The following is a 15,359-nucleotide window of genomic DNA, read 5'->3' on the forward strand; positions in this document are numbered from 1 at the left end:
TGCGTGGCGCCCCGACTGTTAGAGCGGTACAAGCGGGATGTGATTCCCGCCCTCATGCAGAGATTCGGCTACAGGAACGTGATGCAGGTTCCCAAGGTTGAGAAGGTGGTCCTCAATATCGGACTTGGGGAGGCAGTTCAGAACCCCAAGGCTCTCGATGCGGCGGTAGATGATTTGACGGCGATCTCCGGCCAGAAACCCGTGGTCACCCGGGCTCGCAAGTCCGTGGCCAGTTTCAAGCTGCGGGCGGGAATGCCCATCGGAGTCAAGGTCACTTTGCGCGGAGATCGGATGTATTATTTTCTTGATAAGCTATTCAACGTCGCGTTGCCCCGGGTTCGAGACTTCCGCGGCGTGTCGCCCAGGGCCTTTGACGGGCGCGGAAACTATAGTCTGGGACTTCGGGAACAACTGATTTTCCCGGAGATCGATTACGATAAAATCGACAAAGTCCGCGGCCTGGAGGTCATCATCGTAACCACGGCGGACAGCGACGAAGAGGCCCGGGAACTGTTGGCGCAGTTGGGTATGCCCTTTCGGGCGAGCTGATCCACCGATACCAGGGGGAGGTGTGCTGCGTGGCGAAAAAATCGATGATCGTGAAGGCGCAGCGCAAGCCGAAGTTCAAGACTCGGGCGTACACCCGCTGCCAGCTGTGTGGCCGTCCGCACGCGGTCTTGCGCAAATTTGGCGTCTGCCGGATCTGCTTCCGGGAACTTGCCTATCAAGGGCGGTTGCCGGGGGTCAAGAAGGCAAGCTGGTGAGAGAAGAGTTTTGACCGTTGAGGGGTTCAGGAGGGAGGGTAACTGCCATGGTGATGACCGATCCGATCGCCGATATGTTGACGCGCATCCGAAACGCCAATTTGGTCGGGCATGAGAAGGTCGAGATTCCCGCGTCCAACGTGAAGCGTGCTATCGCGAACATCCTAAAAGAAGAAGGGTTCATCCGGGACGCTGAATTTATCCCCGACAACAAGCAGGGCATGATCCGGGTGTTCCTCAAGTACGGGCCCAACAATGAACGGGTGATCACCGGTCTGAAGCGGATCAGCAAACCCGGCCGCCGCGTGTACGTGAAGAATGATGCCGTGCCCAGGGTTTTGGGCGGACTGGGCTTGGCTATTTTATCGACGTCCCGGGGGATTATGACCGATAAAGATGCGCGGAGAAACGGTGTGGGTGGCGAAGTCATTTGCTACGTGTGGTGAATACGAGGGCGGGAACGGAGGTGAAGGAATTTGTCGCGGATTGGGAGAAAACCCATTGAAATTCCGGCCGGCGTGGAGGTGTCCATCGACGGGCAGACGGTGACCGTCAAGGGGCCGAAGGGCACTCTGACCCGGAATATCCACAAAGATATGGTCGTCACCATCGAAGGCAACCAGGTCGTGGTGACCCGGCCCAGTGATGAGAAGCTGCACAAGAGTTTGCACGGGACCACCCGCAGCGTCATCGCCAACATGGTGGAGGGCGTGACGAAGGGCTTCCAGAAAAACCTCGAACTTGTGGGCGTGGGCTATCGGGCAGTGAAATCCGGCAATAAGGTCACCCTGTCTTTGGGCTTTTCACACCCTGTTGAATTGGTGCCCGATGCCGGCATCGAAATCGATGTCCCGGCTCCCAACAAACTGGTGGTGCGCGGCATCGACAAAGAGCAGGTTGGTACGGTGGCGGCGTCCATCCGGCGAATTCGAGAGCCTGAACCGTATAAGGGCAAGGGCATTAAATACGAAAACGAAAAGATTCGGCGCAAAGTGGGTAAGACCGGAAAGAAGTGATGGCCGAGTGAAGGCCGGAGACGCCATCTGGTCTGCGAAGGGAGGTTATAATCATGGCGGCGAGTGTGAGTCGGAAAGAAGCGCGCCATCGGCGCCATCTGCGGGTGCGCAAGAAAGTGTTCGGCACCCCCGACCGGCCGCGGCTTAACGTGTTTCGCTCGGCGAGGCACATTTACGCCCAGGTGATCGACGATACCAAAGGCCATACCTATGTGGCGGCGTCCACCCTGGATCCGGAATTGCGGGGGCAGATCGGATATGGAGGCAATGTGGAGGCGGCCCGTAAAGTGGGAGAGTTGGTGGCGAAGCGGGCGATGGAGAAGGGGATCACGAAGGTGGTCTTCGACCGCGGCGGGTATTTATACCACGGCCGGGTGCGGGCACTGGCGGATGCCGCGCGGGAGGCGGGTCTGGAATTCTAATCGACAGGCGAAGGAGGGGGAGACATGCGCGTTGATCCAAACCAGTTGGAACTGACGGAAAAAGTTGTGGCGATCAACCGGGTGGCCAAAGTGGTTAAAGGTGGGCGCCGGTTCAGTTTTAGCGCTGTTGTGGTTGTCGGAGACGGCAACGGATGGGTGGGGGCCGGTTTGGGAAAGGCCGGAGAAGTTCCGGATGCCATCCGCAAAGGGATCGAAGATGCAAAAAAGAACCTGTTTCACGTCCCGCTTCGGGGGACCACTCTTCCCCATGAAGTGGTGGGCCATTTTGGCGCAGGAAAAGTTTTGTTGAAGCCGGCTTCTCCGGGTACCGGCGTCATTGCCGGGGGGCCGGTGCGGGCGGTGCTGGAATTGGCCGGTGTGAAGGACATCCTCACCAAATCCTTGGGTTCAAACAATCCTTTGAACATGGTGAATGCCACCATCACCGGGCTCAAGCAATTGAAGCGACCGGAAGAAGTGGCCCGGCTGCGCGGGAAAACGCTCCAGGAAATCCTGGGATAGGGGGGAGAGATCGTGGCGAGACTGGCCATTACCCTGGTCCGGAGCACCATCGGCCGGCCAGAAGATCAACGGGCGACGGTCCGTAGTCTCGGTCTTCGTAAAATCCGGGACACTGTGGTGCACGAGGACACCCCGACGATTCGCGGGATGGTGAAAAAGATCGACCATTTGGTGCGGGTGGAGGAAGTGGCCGAGTAATCAAACAGCACGCAGAGGGGGTGGAACGAGTGAAGCTGCACGAACTCAAGCCGGCGCCTGGTTCGAAAAAAGCTTCCAAACGGGTGGGCAGGGGAATCGGATCGGGCCTCGGAAAGACGGCCGGCCGCGGAACCAAGGGGCAGAAAGCGCGCTCCGGCGGCGGCGTTCGCCCGGGGTTCGAAGGCGGCCAGACGCCTTTGTACCGCCGGTTGCCGAAGCGAGGGTTCAGCAACGCGCCGTTCAAGAGAAACTGGGCTGAGGTGAACGTCGGCAAGTTGAATCGTTTTGCACCGGGCACCGTGGTGACCCTGGAGACGCTCCGGGAGGCGGGCCTGGTCAAAGGGGCAAAGGATGGGGTGAAGATTCTCGGGCAGGGGGATCTGGAAGTCAGTATCACGGTTAAGGCTAACGGATTCTCCAAGTCGGCCATTGAAAAAATCCAGGCGGCCGGCGGCGCCGCTGAGGTGATTTAACATGTTCCAAACTATCGCGGGCATCTGGAAGGCCCGGGATCTCAGGAATCGGGTGCTGTTTACCCTCGGCATTCTCGCTGTATTTCGAATCGGGTCGTTCATCCCAGTGCCGAGCGTAAACGCCACGGTTCTCAAACAACTCGGGGAGAACCCCGTGTTTGGATTGTTAAACACCTTTTCCGGCGGTGCTCTGCAGAATTTCTCGCTCTTTGCGATGAGTATCACGCCGTATATCACCGCTTCCATCATCGTACAACTGTTGTCGATGGACGTGATTCCGCGATTCGCGGAATGGGCCAAGGAAGGGGAGCACGGAAGGCGCCGCCTGGCCCAAGTGACGCGTTACTTGACAGTGGTGTTAGGATTGATACAGGCGGTGGGCCTGTCGATTTCGTTCAACCGGACATTGCCAGGTCTGATTGTGAACCCCGGGTTCGAAACTTACGCGTTAATCGCGATCACATTAACGGCTGGAACCGCATTTTTGATGTGGCTCGGTGAGCAGATCACGGAAAAGGGGATCGGGAACGGCATTTCCATCATTATTTTCGCCGGGATTGTCGCCCGATTGGAAGGGGCCGTCCGGACCGTTTACCAGAGCTGGTTCTACCAACATCCGGACCAACTGTTCCTGAATATCGTGAAGGTCGTCCTCATGTTGGCGGGAATCGTGATTGTGGTGACGGCTGTAATTTTTGTCCAGCAGGGCGTGCGCCGGATACCCGTTCAGTATTCCAAGCGGGTGGTGGGACGGCGCATGTACGGTGGGCAAACCACCCACATTCCCCTGCGGGTGAACGCGGCCGGCGTGATTCCGGTCATTTTCGCCACTTCCTTGCTCTTGTTCCCGGCGACCATCGCCCAGTTCTTTCGAGGGCATTGGTTTGCCGACTGGGTGATGACGGTATTCAGTTATCGTTCGACCACTTATCTGGTCCTGGAGGTTCTATTGATCATCGGATTTACGTTCTTCTATACGTATGTCCAGATCAACCCTCAGCAGTTGGCTGACCAGATGAGAAAGTACTCCGGCTTCATCCCGGGTATCCGACCGGGTAAAGCCACGGAAGCGTTCATCATCCGAGTGATGAACCGGATCACCTTGGCCGGTGCCCTGTTTTTGGCGGCGGTGACCGTTTTGCCCATCTTGTTTGGAAATCTCACCGGGCTGAACCTGTACTTTGGGGGAACAGGGCTGTTGATCGTCACCGGGGTGGCTCTTGAAACGATGAAGCAAATCGAGAGCCAGTTGTTGCAGCGGCATTACCGGGGCTTTATTCGGTCATGAAAGGCAGGGATGAAGATGCGGATCGTGTTCATCGGGTTGCCCGGGGCCGGGAAAGGAACCCAGGCCGCCCGGATTGTGGAGGGTTATGGGATCGCTCATCTGTCCACCGGGGACATGTTCCGGGCGGCTGTGGCCGAGGGAACCGAATTGGGGTTGAAAGCTAAACAATATATGGATCAAGGGCAATTGGTGCCCGATGATGTGACCATCGGCATCGTGCGAGAAACTTTGTCGAAGCCCGACTACCAGAAGGGTTTTCTACTGGATGGCTTCCCCAGAACCGTTCCCCAGGCCCGGGCGTTGGATGATATTCTTGACTCCCTGGCGACAGCGTTAGACCACGTTATCTACATCGAGGTCTCCCGGGAGGCTCTGGTGGAGCGCCTCACCGGTCGGCGGGTGTGTCGGCAGTGTGGCGCCAGCTACCACATCGCTTTCCGCCCCCCAAAACGGGAGGGGATCTGCGATGTGTGCGGAGGGGAACTTTATCAACGCAGCGACGATACCCCGGAAACGGTGGGGAAACGCCTGGATGTGAACCTTCGCCAAGTGGATGCGCTCCTCGATTATTATGAGACCAAGGGCCTTGTCCGACGTGTGGAAGGCGAGAGGCCTATCGACGAAGTCTACCAGCAAATCCAAGAGATTCTGCGAGGTCGACCGTCATGATTGTGAGCAAGTCGAAGGCGGAACTGGAATGGATGAGGGAAGCAGGGCGGATTGTCGCCCTGGCCCTGAAAGAGACGGCGCAAGCGGTGGAACCTGGGATCACCACCCGGGAACTGGACCGCATCGCCGAGCACGTGATTCGCAGAAACGGGGCGATCCCGTCCTTTAAAGGCTATCACGGCTACCCGGCTTCGATCTGCGCCTCTGTAAATGAAGAATTGGTTCACGGTATTCCTGGCGACCGGAAACTGGTGGAAGGCGATATCGTCAGTATCGACATCGGTGCCCAGTATCACGGTTACCATGGTGACGCGGCAATCACTGTGCCTGTCGGTTCAATCAGCGAAGAGGCCAGGCGCCTACTCGACGTCACCGAAGCGTCCCTGTACAAAGGGATCGAAAAGGCGGTGGTCGGCAACCGCCTTTCGGACATTTCCCATGCCGTTCAAGTCTATGTCGAACAACACGGATTCTCCGTGGTGCGCGATTACGTGGGACACGGGGTGGGTCAAGAGATGCACGAAGACCCGCAAATCCCGAATTTCGGGCCGCCCGGCCACGGCCCCAGACTCAAACCCGGTATGGTCCTCGCCATCGAACCGATGGTCAACGCCGGTTCCTACCACGTAAAAACCCTGCCCGATAACTGGACGGTGGTGACGGTGGACGGTTCGCTGGCGGCTCATTTTGAACATACCGTCGCGATTACCGAAGGGGAACCGGAAATTCTGACCCGTCTGTGAGCGAGGTGGTGCCGGAGATGGCGAGAGTGCACCCCACGCCTGAGATCGGCGAAATCGTTGAAGTGCGGCAAGGACGAGAGGCCGGTCGATATATGGTTGTGATCGATCGGTCTGAAGACCGGTGGGTCTGGCTGGCAGACGGGGAAGGTCGAACGGTGGAGCGACCGAAAAAGAAAAATGTCCTCCATGTCCGGCCTACGGGCAAACGCGCTGGGAAGGTCCTAGAACGGCTTCATACAATGGGAAAGGTGACCGACGCCGACCTGAGATACAGCCTTCGTACCTTTCACCAAGAACAGTCAAAGGATGCCAGAGAAGACGGCGGAGACGCAGAAAGGGGAGTGGATTGATGGCCAAAGAGGACGTCATCGAGGTCGAGGGCACTGTGATCGAGCCCTTGCCCAACGCGATGTTCCGGGTCGAGCTGCAAAACGGGCACAAGATCTTGGCCCATGTGTCGGGGAAGATCCGGATGCATTACATCCGTATTCTCCCCGGGGATCGCGTGACGGTGGAGTTGTCGCCTTACGACTTGACTCGCGGTCGCATCACGTATCGCTATAAGTGACAGGTCTCAACGACTGTCCGGACGAATGCGCTCACAGGGCGCCCGGGGAATCCGGCGCCTGGAGGATGCATGGGCGCCCGGCGGCGGAAGGAGGGAGCACCGTGAAAGTTCGTCCGTCTGTAAAACCGATCTGTGAAAAGTGCAAGGTGATTCGGCGCAAAGGCGTCGTGATGGTCATCTGTGAGAATCCCAAGCATAAGCAGCGCCAGGGTTGATCGGGGGCTCGGCCTCCGGGCCGTGGGTGTACGAGCCCGGGATGTGCGCATCTCTCACTAATTCCAATGAACTCGAGGAGGTGTAACCTATGGCACGAATCGCTGGTGTGGATCTTCCGCGGGAAAAACGGGTGGAGATCGGCCTGACGTATATATACGGCATTGGCCGTCCAATGTCGAATCGAATTCTGCGGGAAACAGGGGTGAACCCCGATACCCGAGTCCGGGATCTCACCGATGAAGAGGTGGCGCGGCTTCGGGAATACATCGACAGGAACCTGAAGGTCGAAGGAGACCTTCGCCGGGACGTGGCGATGAACATCAAGCGCCTGACCGAAATCGGCTGCTACCGCGGGCTGCGGCACCGCCGGGGGTTGCCGGTGCGCGGACAAAGGACGAAAACGAACGCCCGCACACGCAAGGGGCCGCGCCGCACGGTGGCCGGGAAGAAAAAATAAAGTGCAGGATCTAGATGAAAGGAGGACGGGACTCTATGGCAAAACCGAAACGCCGGGCGGCCACCGCCACTCGCATGAAACGCCGGGACCGAAAGAACATCGAAGCGGGCATCGCCCATATTCGGTCCACGTTCAACAATACCATCGTCACCATTACCGATGGTGCAGGAAACGCCATTTCCTGGGCCAGCGCCGGGAACGTCGGATTCAAGGGCTCTCGGAAAAGCACGCCCTTTGCTGCCCAGATGGCCGCTGATTCTGCTGCCCGGAAGGCTATGGAGCACGGGATGCGAACGGTGGAGGTCTATGTCAAGGGACCGGGAGCGGGACGGGAAGCGGCGATTCGGTCGCTGCAAGCGGCGGGCTTGGAAGTGAGCCTGATCAAGGACGTGACTCCTATTCCGCACAACGGTTGCCGTCCGCCAAAGCGCCGGCGCGTCTGATTGGGGTACGGAGCAATTCCTTGAGTATACAAATGATCAGGAGGTGTCTATACTAGAATGGCAAGATATACCGGTCCGGTTTGTCGACTGTGCCGGCGGGAGGGCGTCAAGCTCTATCTAAAGGGCGAGCGCTGCTATTCCGACAAATGCGCCATTGACCGGCGCGGGTACGCGCCTGGTCAGCATGGCCAGGGCCGCCGGAAACAGTCCGAATACGGCATTCAACTGCGGGAAAAACAAAAAGCTCGCCGGACTTACGGTGTGCTGGAGAAACAGTTCCGACATTACTATGAAGAGGCGAACCGGCAACACGGGGTCACCGGTGAGGTGCTCCTCCAGTTGCTCGAGCGGCGCCTCGATAATGTCGTGTACCGGTTGGGGTACGCTGCCTCCCGGGCTGAAGCAAGGCAGTTGGTGCGTCACGGTCATTTTACGGTGAACGGGCGCCGGGTGGACATTCCTTCGTACCAACTGAAAGAAGGGGACGTTGTGGCCGTGAGGGAAAAGAGCCTGGAATCCCCGCGGCTCAAAGAGCTGGTAGAGACCGCCGACAGCAGGGCGGTACCTGCGTGGCTCGATCGGGATTCAGCCACGGCTTCCGGAAAGGTCCTCCGTATCCCCACCCGAGACGAGATTGACACGCCGGTACAGGAGCAGATGATCGTCGAGTTGTACTCGCGGTAATGCCGGGTAAAGTTCCACCCGGCTCTCGGCCGATCGCCGCGAACCGGACTGTCGAGATGGTCGAGAAGGAGGGTCACGTGGATGATCGAAATGGAAAAGCCGCGATTGGAAACGGTCGAGATCAACGAGTCCGGGACCTACGGCAAGTTTGTGATCGAGCCGCTTGAGCGTGGCTACGGTACCACCTTGGGCAACGCTTTGCGGCGCATCCTGTTGTCGTCGTTACCCGGGGCTGCCTGTACGTCGGTCAAGATCGACGGGGTACTCCACGAATTTTCGACCATTCCCGGGGTTGTGGAGGACACGACGGAGATCATTCTGAACTTGAAACACCTGGCCTTGAGGATCCATTCGGATGAGGAGAAAACCCTCATCATCGACGCCGAAGGCGAGGGGGAAATCAAGGCCGGGGACATTCAAGCCGATTCGGATGTGGACATCCTCAACCCCGATTTGCATATCGCCACTTTGGCGGAAGGGGCGCGGCTGTACGCCGAGATTAAAGCCGCCCGGGGGCGGGGTTATGTACCGGCGGACCGGAACAAAAACGAGGAGCAGCCGATCGGCGTCATTCCCATGGATTCGATTTTTACTCCGATCAGTCGGGTGAATTACAGTATCGAAAACACCCGGGTCGGCCAGGTGACCGATTATGATAAATTGACCTTTGAAGTGTGGACGGACGGAAGTATTCGACCTGACGAGGCGGTCAGTTACGGGGCCCGGATCCTCACCGAGCACCTCACCCTGTTTCTCGGCCTCACCGATCAGCCCCGGGCCGGCGATGTGTTGGTGGAACGGGACGAGCAGCGCCGGGAAAAGGTGCTCGACATGACTATCGAGGAGTTGGACCTCTCAGTCCGTTCCTACAACTGTCTCAAACGGGCGGGAATTAACACCGTGGCCGAATTGTGCTCGAAAACCGAAGAGGAAATGATGAAAGTCCGCAATCTCGGCCGAAAGTCCCTGGAAGAGGTTCAAGAGAAACTGGCCGAGTTGGGCTTGGCCTTACGCAAAGAAGAATAAGGTCGGCAAAAAGAAGGGAGGGAGTACCGGTGTCGTATCGAAAGCTGGGAAGATACTCGTCAGCACGCAAAGCGCTCTTCCGCAGCCTGGTCACAGATTTGTTCATGTATGAGCGCATTCGCACCACTGAAGCAAAGGCGAAAGAAGTGCGCAAAGTGGCGGAGAAAATGATCACCTTGGCAAAACGGGGGGATCTTCACGCCCGGCGCCAGGTGGCGGCTTTCGTCTATAAAGAGACGGCAGACGAAGACACGAATCAGGATGTGGTGCAAAAGTTGTTCAGCGAGATTGCACCCCGGTACCAGGAACGTAACGGCGGCTACACCCGCATCCTGAAGCTGGGTCCGCGCCGGGGGGACGCTGCGCCCATGGTTTACCTTGAACTGGTGGAATAATTGTTTCTGACAACAACCGCGCGGGCGAGGTTTGTCCTCCGGGGGCAAGCCTCGTTTTCCGTATGCTTTGGGTGAGATACCCGGACGCTCCAGGCCCACCGGCTAGGAAAGGGGCGCGGCGGTGTACGTTAAGGCGAAGGTGGCTTACGATGGGACCGATTATCACGGATTCCAGCGTCAACCCGGCCTGAGAACAGTTCAGGGGGTGCTGGAAGGGGCCTTAGGGGAGTTGGCCGGCCGGGAGATTTCGATTGCCGGGGCGGGGCGGACAGATGCCGGAGTGCACGCCCGGGGACAGGTGGTCGCCTTCGAGTGGCCGGGACCGATTCCCTGGCAGCGATTAGAGCGGGTTTTGCTTCGGCGGCTACCGGAAGATCTGGTGGTATCCAATCTTGAACCGGCGCCGGAGTCCTTTCACCCGCGTTGTTCCGCAGTGGGCAAATGCTATCGTTACACCCTGGATCAAGGGGTGTATCCCTCAGTGTTTCTTCGTCGCTATGCGTGGCACGTACCGACTCAGATGGATCTGGGGTCGATGCGCCGGGCGGCCCTCGCGGCTGCAGGGACTCACGATTATACCAGCTTTTGCGCCGCCGGCACTCCGGTACAGAACAAGGTGCGGACGGTATACGCCATCCGCCTGGCCGAGGAGCCGCCTTTTGTCCACCTTTACGTGTTTGGCAACGGCTTTCTGTACCAGATGGTCCGCATCCTGGTCGGAACCCTGGTGGAGGTGGGGCTCGGGAAGCGATCGGTAGAGTCTATCTCCGGGATTTTGGCCGCCCGGGATCGTCGGGCGGCGGGAGTGACGGCCCCTGCGAAAGGGCTGACCTTGTGGGACGTGTACTATGAGACGGGCGATTTCACCCGAGCTTGGAGCGGTTTTCTTGACTTGACTGCGGCAGCTCAGTACAATGAGCATGGAGTTTTCGGCCCATGGAACCACGAGGGTTGAAATGATAGGGCGGAGGGAAACAGTTCATGCAAACGACATTCATGCAGAAAAAGGAGGACGTGAAACGCCGGTGGTACGTGATTGACGCGACCGGGCAGACGGTAGGCCGTTTGGCCTCGGAGATTGCCGTCATTCTGCGCGGAAAGCACAAGCCCGAGTATACGCCTCACGTGGACACGGGAGATCACGTTGTTGTCATCAACGCGGATAAAGTCGTGTTTACGGGTAAAAAGTGGACGGATAAACTGTATCGGCGGCATTCCGGCTATCCCGGCGGGTTGAAAGAGATGCGGGCCAAGGACGTCCTTGCCCGATATCCCGAACGCATTCTGTATTACGCCGTAAAAGGCATGTTGCCACACAATCCGTTGGGCCGAAGTCAGTTGAAGAAATTGAAAGTGTACGCCGGTCCGGAGCATCCTCACGAAGCCCAGCAGCCCGTTCCGTGGCAGCCCGGAACGGTGAGAGGAGGGAAGTGACGCCTATGGCACAGGTGCAATATTGGGGAACCGGGAGACGGAAGGAGTCTGTCGCCCGGGTGCGGCTTTACCCTGGGGATGGGCAGATTCTGATCAACCGCCGGCCATTGGAAGAGTATTTTGGCCTTGAGACGTTGAAATTAATGGTAAAACAACCGCTAATTCTCACGGACAGCCTGAACCGCTACGACGTTCACGTGAATGTAAAAGGCGGCGGGATCTCCGGTCAGGCCGGGGCCATCCGTCACGGCATTGCCCGAGCCCTTCTGAAAGTCGATCCCGACCTTCGCACGCCGCTGAAAAGGGCGGGATTGTTGACCCGGGATCCCCGCATGAAGGAGCGCAAGAAGTACGGGTTGAAAAAAGCCCGCCGCGCTCCCCAGTTCTCCAAACGTTAACCACAAGCCCGTCGGCGCCGAAGCGTCACGGGCTCTTTTTTGCGGCGAAAGGCAGAGCATTCTTGTTGTCGTTGTCTTTTCCTGAAGCAGTAGGGTACAATGCCCTAAAGGAGGGCGAGAGCCATGGCTGCACTGACAGAGAAGACGGTGTTTGATGCGCTGCGGCCCATCCAAGATCCGGAAGCGCATCGCAGCATTGTCGACCTCGGGATGGTTCGAAAAGTGGAGATTGACGGCGGATTCGTCACTGTTGAAGTGGCGTTAACGATTAAAGGGTGTCCTTTGCATACGGTGATTCAAGATGAAGTGGAAAAGGCGGTTCGCAACCTGCCGGGGGTGACCGATTGTCGAGTGATTCTGGCGACGATGACCGGCGAGGAGCGGGCCCGGTTCCGGGATGTGCTCCAAGGGGGCACCGGGGCTGAACGGTCCCAGGGGGTTGAAGGTGTACCGCCCTTATTGCGGCCCAATGTACAGACCCGTTTTGTGGCGGTTACCAGTGGCAAAGGTGGAGTTGGAAAATCCACGGTGACGGCGAACCTCGCCCTCGCCTTGGCCCGGGACGGTTACCGGGTGGGCGTAATCGACGCAGATATCTACGGGTTCAGCATTCCGGGCCTGTTTGGAGCGGCAGATCGAAAACCGACCGTGATCGATGAGTTGATCATGCCGGTCCAGGCCGAGGGTGTCAAGATTATGTCGATGAACTTTTTTGTCCCAGAGAATACCCCCGTGATCTGGCGCGGACCGATGCTGGGCAAGATGCTGCGAAATTTCTTTGCCGAAGTCCACTGGGGGGACCTGGACGTTATGCTGCTTGATCTTCCTCCCGGCACTGGCGATGTCGCCTTGGATGTCCATCAATTGTTGCCCAAAGCCGGGGAGTTGATCGTGACCACTCCGCAACGCAACGCCGCAGACGTGGCCGTGCGGGCCGGCATGATGGCGAAAAAGACCGGCCACGAAATTCTGGGCGTTGTGGAGAACATGGCCTATCGGGTGTGCCCCCATTGCGGTGGCCGGGATGAACTCTTTGGCCGGGGCGGAGGCCAGCGGGTAGCGGACGAGCTTAAGGTCAAAGTGCTGGCCCAGATTCCGCTACAGCCAGAAACCCTTGGGGGGACCGGCCTTTACGAGCCCGATACCCCCGCGGGTCAGGCTTTCGACGATTTGGCGAAGATTGTGGGGGGGCTGGTGTCCGCCGGGTTAGCCGGTTGAAGCGAGCCGTCTTGGACAAGGCGCGGAGGGGGGCATCCCATCAGGCAGACAGGAAGGGCCGACACGCGGGGGGCTGGGCCGTGCCTGCTTCCTGGGGCCGCCCGGTTTACCCTCCGCCCATATCTTGACTTTGTTGATCCTGATCCCCGCCGCCCCCGGAGGATTGTCCGCCTCCTTGTTGCTGGCCGCCCTGTCCCCCTTGTTTGCCTTGCCCGGCCTGAGGACCTACTTCCCGTACGGCCTGTTTCAGGCTATCCGTAAAAAGCAGTCGAAAACTCGGATTCTGAAGGGCCTCCTGCATTACCTTCATGGTTTGCTGGCGGTAGGGCGGGGAAGACATGAGGCTCAGGATTTGCTTTTGAAAGTCCGGGCTTTTCATCAAATCGAGCATCATCTGCTGGTATTCGGGGTCTTTCATGAGATCTTTCAACAACTGGCGATGTTGCTCCTTCAAGGCGTCAGCCAAAGCTTTTGCGAACTGGGGTTGCTGAAGTTGTTGTTGCAGCAAGTTTTTGTTCTCGCCCTGGGTAAGGGCGGTGGTGAGGGCTTTTTGCATATCGGAATCGGACAGGATCAGAGAGCGTTTGAATTCTTGGCTCTGAACCGTTTGGCGCAGGGTATCCATTCCTTCCTTAGAGTGGAGAATATCCAGCACCATACTCTTGGTTTCTTGATAAGGGGGCTGTCCCTGCTGGGGCTGAGGACCGGACGATCGTGCACATCCTCCGGCCAGGGTTGCGGCACACAGGCCCAGAAGGAACATCCATCGCCACCTGCGTCTCATCGACCGTTCACCTCCCTCCGGTCATCAGTTGTAATATGGGCGGGCAAACGGTCGTTATTCGAGACTTTGCTGGGAAGAAAGAGGATGCGGCTGTGAATCTTCAGAGATTGTTTTTTCTCATCGGCACCACAGTGATTCTGGGCGTGTTCGCGGGGGCAATTGCTGCTCTTGTAACCAACATCGACCCGCTGCATGGGGCGATTGTCGGGGGGTTTATCAGCGCGACCAGCCTCATGGGGCTGTGGGCTTATTTAACGTTGAATTACCTGATTCAAGGCTTTCTTCCCCGGGCTTTTTGGAATGCCGTCCAGCTCTTCCTTGTGGTGGTTGTCGCGGTGGATCTGGTCTATGCCCGCTACCTGGCAGCCGGGGGAGCGGGAGGGTGGACACCTTATGTCACTTACGCCCTTTTTCCCTTGATTTGGGCCTTGGTGGCGGCCGGAGTTCGGGCCTTTATATCGGGAATCCGGGCTTTTATCCCCGGCTTCTTTTATCTGTTCGTATTTACCGTTGTGGAGTGGTTTCCGGCGTTGAAAGCGGGGACGGGAATGCCGACTCTCCAGATCGGCATCATTCTTCTGGTGTGCAATACGTACTTGCTATTCGTCCTGCGCCGCCTCACTGCACATCCCGCCGCCCCTTCCAAGAACGCGCGACGGGATATCCAGCCGGATCCTCGGTAATGTTTCGGACGCCGGGCCCCTGCGGCCCGGTTTGTTCCTGGCTTGGGGCTTACTCAAGTTTGCTTTTGGGAGAAGCCTCCTGAAGCAGCTCCGAAACGGTGACAAACTCGAATCCTTTTTGTCGTAGGCCGTCGATGATGGCCGGAAGTGCCTGGTCGGTCTGTTTGCAGGTGTCGCTGGCGTGCAACAAGATGATGTCGCCGGGTACCGCCCGTGTTAAGACCCGTTGGGTGATCGCGCCGACTCCTGGGTTTTTCCAGTCCAACGAGTCGGTGTGCCATTGGATCACCGTATAACCCATGTCGTGAAGGGTGCGCAAAACCCGTTTATCAAAATCACCGTTCGGGGTGCGGATCAAGCGAGTTTTGACCCCTGTAACGTCATAGATTGCTTGCTCCGCCTTAGTGACTTGACTGCGGATCCAGTCATTGCTGTGTTCGGTAAAATTGTCATGTTTGTAGCCATGGCTGCCGATTTCATAACCCATGTCCCGAATCTGCTTGGCGATCTCTGATTTTTGTAGGGTCCAAGGCCCGGAGAGGAAAAATGTTGCTTTTGTCACACCTTTGTTTTTCAACACATGTAATACTTTGGGAGCCATTTGATCTCCCCAACTGATGTCGAAGGTCAGGGCTACGATTCTTCGGTTGGTATCCACTTTGTAGATGGCGGACGGTGGCTGTTGGCCAACCAATGTCGCGATGGCTCCGTTCTGCCAGTAAAATATGGCCATGAAGAGTACGATCGTGGCGGCGGCGATGATGATCTGTGTCAACGTCCGCGCGCGCCAGATGATGAACATCGCTTGTCCCTCCTTTGCACCGTCTACAGTTTGTACATATGGGTATGCTTTGTGCACAAGGTATAGCATGGATAAGAGATTAAGCCCTCATGCGCCGGACCTCATTGGGGATTCCGGCAGGGCAGCGGCCGCCTGACCTCGAAAGGACGCAGCACG

26 protein-coding genes are annotated in these 15,359 nt (G+C 57.8%); 24 read left to right on the forward strand and 2 right to left on the reverse strand.

What is annotated here, in order from left to right:
- Nucleotides 1-3: 3 nt before the first annotated feature.
- The 23 genes from rplE to CVV65_RS00955 all read left to right on the forward strand — a co-directional run bounded on the left by rplE (nucleotide 4) and on the right by CVV65_RS00955 (nucleotide 12,934).
- The gene (gene rplE, locus CVV65_RS00845) at nucleotides 4-549 is read left to right on the forward strand and encodes a 50S ribosomal protein L5 (protein ID WP_100666556.1); all 546 of its coding nucleotides are present in this window, start codon (nucleotides 4-6) and stop codon (nucleotides 547-549) included.
- A gap of 29 nt (nucleotides 550-578) precedes the next feature.
- On the forward strand, nucleotides 579-764 hold the full coding sequence (locus CVV65_RS00850) for a type Z 30S ribosomal protein S14 (RefSeq protein WP_013074237.1): 186 nt from the start codon (nucleotides 579-581) through the stop codon (nucleotides 762-764).
- 47 nt (nucleotides 765-811) lie between these two features.
- Nucleotides 812-1,210 carry a 30S ribosomal protein S8 gene (rpsH, locus tag CVV65_RS00855; protein WP_100666557.1) on the forward strand — a complete coding sequence of 133 codons (399 nt, stop codon included), beginning with the start codon at nucleotides 812-814 and terminating at the stop codon, nucleotides 1,208-1,210.
- A gap of 30 nt (nucleotides 1,211-1,240) precedes the next feature.
- Entirely contained in the window at nucleotides 1,241-1,780 is a 540-nt protein-coding gene (gene rplF / locus CVV65_RS00860) for a 50S ribosomal protein L6 (RefSeq protein ID WP_100666558.1), read from the forward strand.
- A gap of 53 nt (nucleotides 1,781-1,833) precedes the next feature.
- The gene (gene rplR / locus CVV65_RS00865) at nucleotides 1,834-2,202 is read left to right on the forward strand and encodes a 50S ribosomal protein L18 (RefSeq protein ID WP_100666559.1); all 369 of its coding nucleotides are present in this window, start codon (nucleotides 1,834-1,836) and stop codon (nucleotides 2,200-2,202) included.
- A 24-nt stretch (nucleotides 2,203-2,226) separates the two neighbouring features.
- On the forward strand, nucleotides 2,227-2,724 hold the full coding sequence (gene rpsE, locus CVV65_RS00870; RefSeq protein ID WP_013074241.1) for a 30S ribosomal protein S5: 498 nt from the start codon (nucleotides 2,227-2,229) through the stop codon (nucleotides 2,722-2,724).
- Between the two features lie 12 nt (nucleotides 2,725-2,736).
- Nucleotides 2,737-2,922: a 50S ribosomal protein L30 gene (gene rpmD, locus CVV65_RS00875; RefSeq protein WP_013074242.1), complete on the forward strand. Its 186-nt coding sequence runs from the start codon at nucleotides 2,737-2,739 to the stop codon at nucleotides 2,920-2,922.
- A gap of 29 nt (nucleotides 2,923-2,951) precedes the next feature.
- On the forward strand, nucleotides 2,952-3,395 hold the full coding sequence (rplO, locus tag CVV65_RS00880) for a 50S ribosomal protein L15 (protein WP_100666561.1): 444 nt from the start codon (nucleotides 2,952-2,954) through the stop codon (nucleotides 3,393-3,395).
- Between the two features lies 1 nt (nucleotide 3,396).
- A complete protein-coding gene (secY, locus tag CVV65_RS00885) occupies nucleotides 3,397-4,683 on the forward strand; it encodes a preprotein translocase subunit SecY (RefSeq protein WP_100666562.1) in 1,287 nt (428 codons plus the stop codon).
- Nucleotides 4,684-4,698: 15 nt separating this feature from the next.
- The gene (locus tag CVV65_RS00890; protein ID WP_100669078.1) at nucleotides 4,699-5,352 is read left to right on the forward strand and encodes an adenylate kinase; all 654 of its coding nucleotides are present in this window, start codon (nucleotides 4,699-4,701) and stop codon (nucleotides 5,350-5,352) included.
- Nucleotides 5,349-6,095 carry a type I methionyl aminopeptidase gene (gene map / locus CVV65_RS00895; RefSeq protein ID WP_100666563.1) on the forward strand — a complete coding sequence of 249 codons (747 nt, stop codon included), beginning with the start codon at nucleotides 5,349-5,351 and terminating at the stop codon, nucleotides 6,093-6,095. The genes CVV65_RS00890 and map overlap by 4 nt, the downstream gene beginning before the upstream one ends.
- Before the next feature lie 17 nt (nucleotides 6,096-6,112).
- Nucleotides 6,113-6,445: a KOW domain-containing RNA-binding protein gene (locus CVV65_RS00900; RefSeq protein ID WP_100669079.1), complete on the forward strand. Its 333-nt coding sequence runs from the start codon at nucleotides 6,113-6,115 to the stop codon at nucleotides 6,443-6,445.
- Entirely contained in the window at nucleotides 6,445-6,663 is a 219-nt protein-coding gene (gene infA / locus CVV65_RS00905) for a translation initiation factor IF-1 (RefSeq protein ID WP_013074248.1), read from the forward strand. The genes CVV65_RS00900 and infA overlap by 1 nt, the downstream gene beginning before the upstream one ends.
- A gap of 101 nt (nucleotides 6,664-6,764) precedes the next feature.
- Nucleotides 6,765-6,878, forward strand: a complete 114-nt coding sequence (rpmJ, locus tag CVV65_RS00910) for a 50S ribosomal protein L36 (RefSeq protein WP_013074249.1) — start codon at nucleotides 6,765-6,767, stop codon at nucleotides 6,876-6,878.
- 89 nt (nucleotides 6,879-6,967) lie between these two features.
- Nucleotides 6,968-7,336, forward strand: coding sequence for a 30S ribosomal protein S13 (rpsM, locus tag CVV65_RS00915; RefSeq protein WP_013074250.1), 369 nt, complete (start codon nucleotides 6,968-6,970; stop codon nucleotides 7,334-7,336).
- Nucleotides 7,337-7,371: 35 nt separating this feature from the next.
- On the forward strand, nucleotides 7,372-7,779 hold the full coding sequence (gene rpsK, locus CVV65_RS00920; protein WP_013074251.1) for a 30S ribosomal protein S11: 408 nt from the start codon (nucleotides 7,372-7,374) through the stop codon (nucleotides 7,777-7,779).
- Between the two features lie 57 nt (nucleotides 7,780-7,836).
- Entirely contained in the window at nucleotides 7,837-8,463 is a 627-nt protein-coding gene (rpsD, locus tag CVV65_RS00925; RefSeq protein ID WP_100666564.1) for a 30S ribosomal protein S4, read from the forward strand.
- 81 nt (nucleotides 8,464-8,544) lie between these two features.
- Nucleotides 8,545-9,489, forward strand: a complete 945-nt coding sequence (locus CVV65_RS00930; protein ID WP_100666565.1) for a DNA-directed RNA polymerase subunit alpha — start codon at nucleotides 8,545-8,547, stop codon at nucleotides 9,487-9,489.
- 29 nt (nucleotides 9,490-9,518) lie between these two features.
- A complete protein-coding gene (rplQ, locus tag CVV65_RS00935; RefSeq protein WP_013074254.1) occupies nucleotides 9,519-9,884 on the forward strand; it encodes a 50S ribosomal protein L17 in 366 nt (121 codons plus the stop codon).
- Between the two features lie 121 nt (nucleotides 9,885-10,005).
- Nucleotides 10,006-10,839: a tRNA pseudouridine(38-40) synthase TruA gene (gene truA / locus CVV65_RS00940; protein ID WP_100666566.1), complete on the forward strand. Its 834-nt coding sequence runs from the start codon at nucleotides 10,006-10,008 to the stop codon at nucleotides 10,837-10,839.
- A 26-nt stretch (nucleotides 10,840-10,865) separates the two neighbouring features.
- Nucleotides 10,866-11,318, forward strand: coding sequence for a 50S ribosomal protein L13 (gene rplM / locus CVV65_RS00945; RefSeq protein ID WP_100666567.1), 453 nt, complete (start codon nucleotides 10,866-10,868; stop codon nucleotides 11,316-11,318).
- A gap of 5 nt (nucleotides 11,319-11,323) precedes the next feature.
- The gene (gene rpsI, locus CVV65_RS00950; RefSeq protein ID WP_013074257.1) at nucleotides 11,324-11,716 is read left to right on the forward strand and encodes a 30S ribosomal protein S9; all 393 of its coding nucleotides are present in this window, start codon (nucleotides 11,324-11,326) and stop codon (nucleotides 11,714-11,716) included.
- A gap of 123 nt (nucleotides 11,717-11,839) precedes the next feature.
- Nucleotides 11,840-12,934: an Mrp/NBP35 family ATP-binding protein gene (locus CVV65_RS00955; RefSeq protein ID WP_100666568.1), complete on the forward strand. Its 1,095-nt coding sequence runs from the start codon at nucleotides 11,840-11,842 to the stop codon at nucleotides 12,932-12,934.
- 106 nt (nucleotides 12,935-13,040) lie between these two features.
- On the opposite strand, the gene gerD is transcribed toward CVV65_RS00955, so the two are convergent.
- Complete coding sequence (gene gerD / locus CVV65_RS00960; RefSeq protein WP_133121177.1) at nucleotides 13,041-13,718, reverse strand: spore germination lipoprotein GerD; 678 nt, start codon at nucleotides 13,716-13,718, stop codon at nucleotides 13,041-13,043.
- A gap of 92 nt (nucleotides 13,719-13,810) precedes the next feature.
- Between gerD and CVV65_RS00965 the strand changes: the two genes are divergently transcribed.
- A complete protein-coding gene (locus CVV65_RS00965) occupies nucleotides 13,811-14,401 on the forward strand; it encodes a KinB-signaling pathway activation protein (RefSeq protein WP_100666570.1) in 591 nt (196 codons plus the stop codon).
- A 49-nt stretch (nucleotides 14,402-14,450) separates the two neighbouring features.
- Here the strand turns inward: CVV65_RS00965 and pdaB are convergent, their stop codons facing one another.
- Nucleotides 14,451-15,203, reverse strand: coding sequence for a polysaccharide deacetylase family sporulation protein PdaB (pdaB, locus tag CVV65_RS00970; RefSeq protein WP_100666571.1), 753 nt, complete (start codon nucleotides 15,201-15,203; stop codon nucleotides 14,451-14,453).
- Nucleotides 15,204-15,359 lie beyond the last annotated feature (156 nt).

Origin of the sequence: Kyrpidia spormannii, assembly GCF_002804065.1 — a bacterium.
In the GTDB taxonomy this organism is placed as follows: Bacteria; Bacillota; Bacilli; order Kyrpidiales; family Kyrpidiaceae; genus Kyrpidia; species Kyrpidia spormannii.

Bases quoted from the DNA above. Each gene is read 5' to 3' on its own strand.
- rpsH (WP_100666557.1), top strand. From the start codon at position 812: ATGGTGATGACCGATCCGATCGCCGATATGTTGACGCGCATCCGAAAC.
- rplR (WP_100666559.1), top strand. From the start codon at position 1,834: ATGGCGGCGAGTGTGAGTCGGAAAGAAGCGCGCCATCGGCGCCATCTG.
- rpsE (WP_013074241.1), top strand. From the start codon at position 2,227: ATGCGCGTTGATCCAAACCAGTTGGAACTGACGGAAAAAGTTGTGGCG.
- secY (WP_100666562.1), top strand. From the start codon at position 3,397: ATGTTCCAAACTATCGCGGGCATCTGGAAGGCCCGGGATCTCAGGAAT.
- CVV65_RS00890 (WP_100669078.1), top strand. From the start codon at position 4,699: ATGCGGATCGTGTTCATCGGGTTGCCCGGGGCCGGGAAAGGAACCCAG.
- map (WP_100666563.1), top strand. From the start codon at position 5,349: ATGATTGTGAGCAAGTCGAAGGCGGAACTGGAATGGATGAGGGAAGCA.
- CVV65_RS00900 (WP_100669079.1), top strand. From the start codon at position 6,113: ATGGCGAGAGTGCACCCCACGCCTGAGATCGGCGAAATCGTTGAAGTG.
- infA (WP_013074248.1), top strand. From the start codon at position 6,445: ATGGCCAAAGAGGACGTCATCGAGGTCGAGGGCACTGTGATCGAGCCC.
- rpsM (WP_013074250.1), top strand. From the start codon at position 6,968: ATGGCACGAATCGCTGGTGTGGATCTTCCGCGGGAAAAACGGGTGGAG.
- rpsK (WP_013074251.1), top strand. From the start codon at position 7,372: ATGGCAAAACCGAAACGCCGGGCGGCCACCGCCACTCGCATGAAACGC.
- rpsD (WP_100666564.1), top strand. From the start codon at position 7,837: ATGGCAAGATATACCGGTCCGGTTTGTCGACTGTGCCGGCGGGAGGGC.
- CVV65_RS00930 (WP_100666565.1), top strand. From the start codon at position 8,545: ATGATCGAAATGGAAAAGCCGCGATTGGAAACGGTCGAGATCAACGAG.
- rplM (WP_100666567.1), top strand. From the start codon at position 10,866: ATGCAAACGACATTCATGCAGAAAAAGGAGGACGTGAAACGCCGGTGG.
- rpsI (WP_013074257.1), top strand. From the start codon at position 11,324: ATGGCACAGGTGCAATATTGGGGAACCGGGAGACGGAAGGAGTCTGTC.
- CVV65_RS00955 (WP_100666568.1), top strand. From the start codon at position 11,840: ATGGCTGCACTGACAGAGAAGACGGTGTTTGATGCGCTGCGGCCCATC.
- gerD (WP_133121177.1), bottom strand. From the start codon at position 13,718: ATGAGACGCAGGTGGCGATGGATGTTCCTTCTGGGCCTGTGTGCCGCA.
- pdaB (WP_100666571.1), bottom strand. From the start codon at position 15,203: ATGTTCATCATCTGGCGCGCGCGGACGTTGACACAGATCATCATCGCC.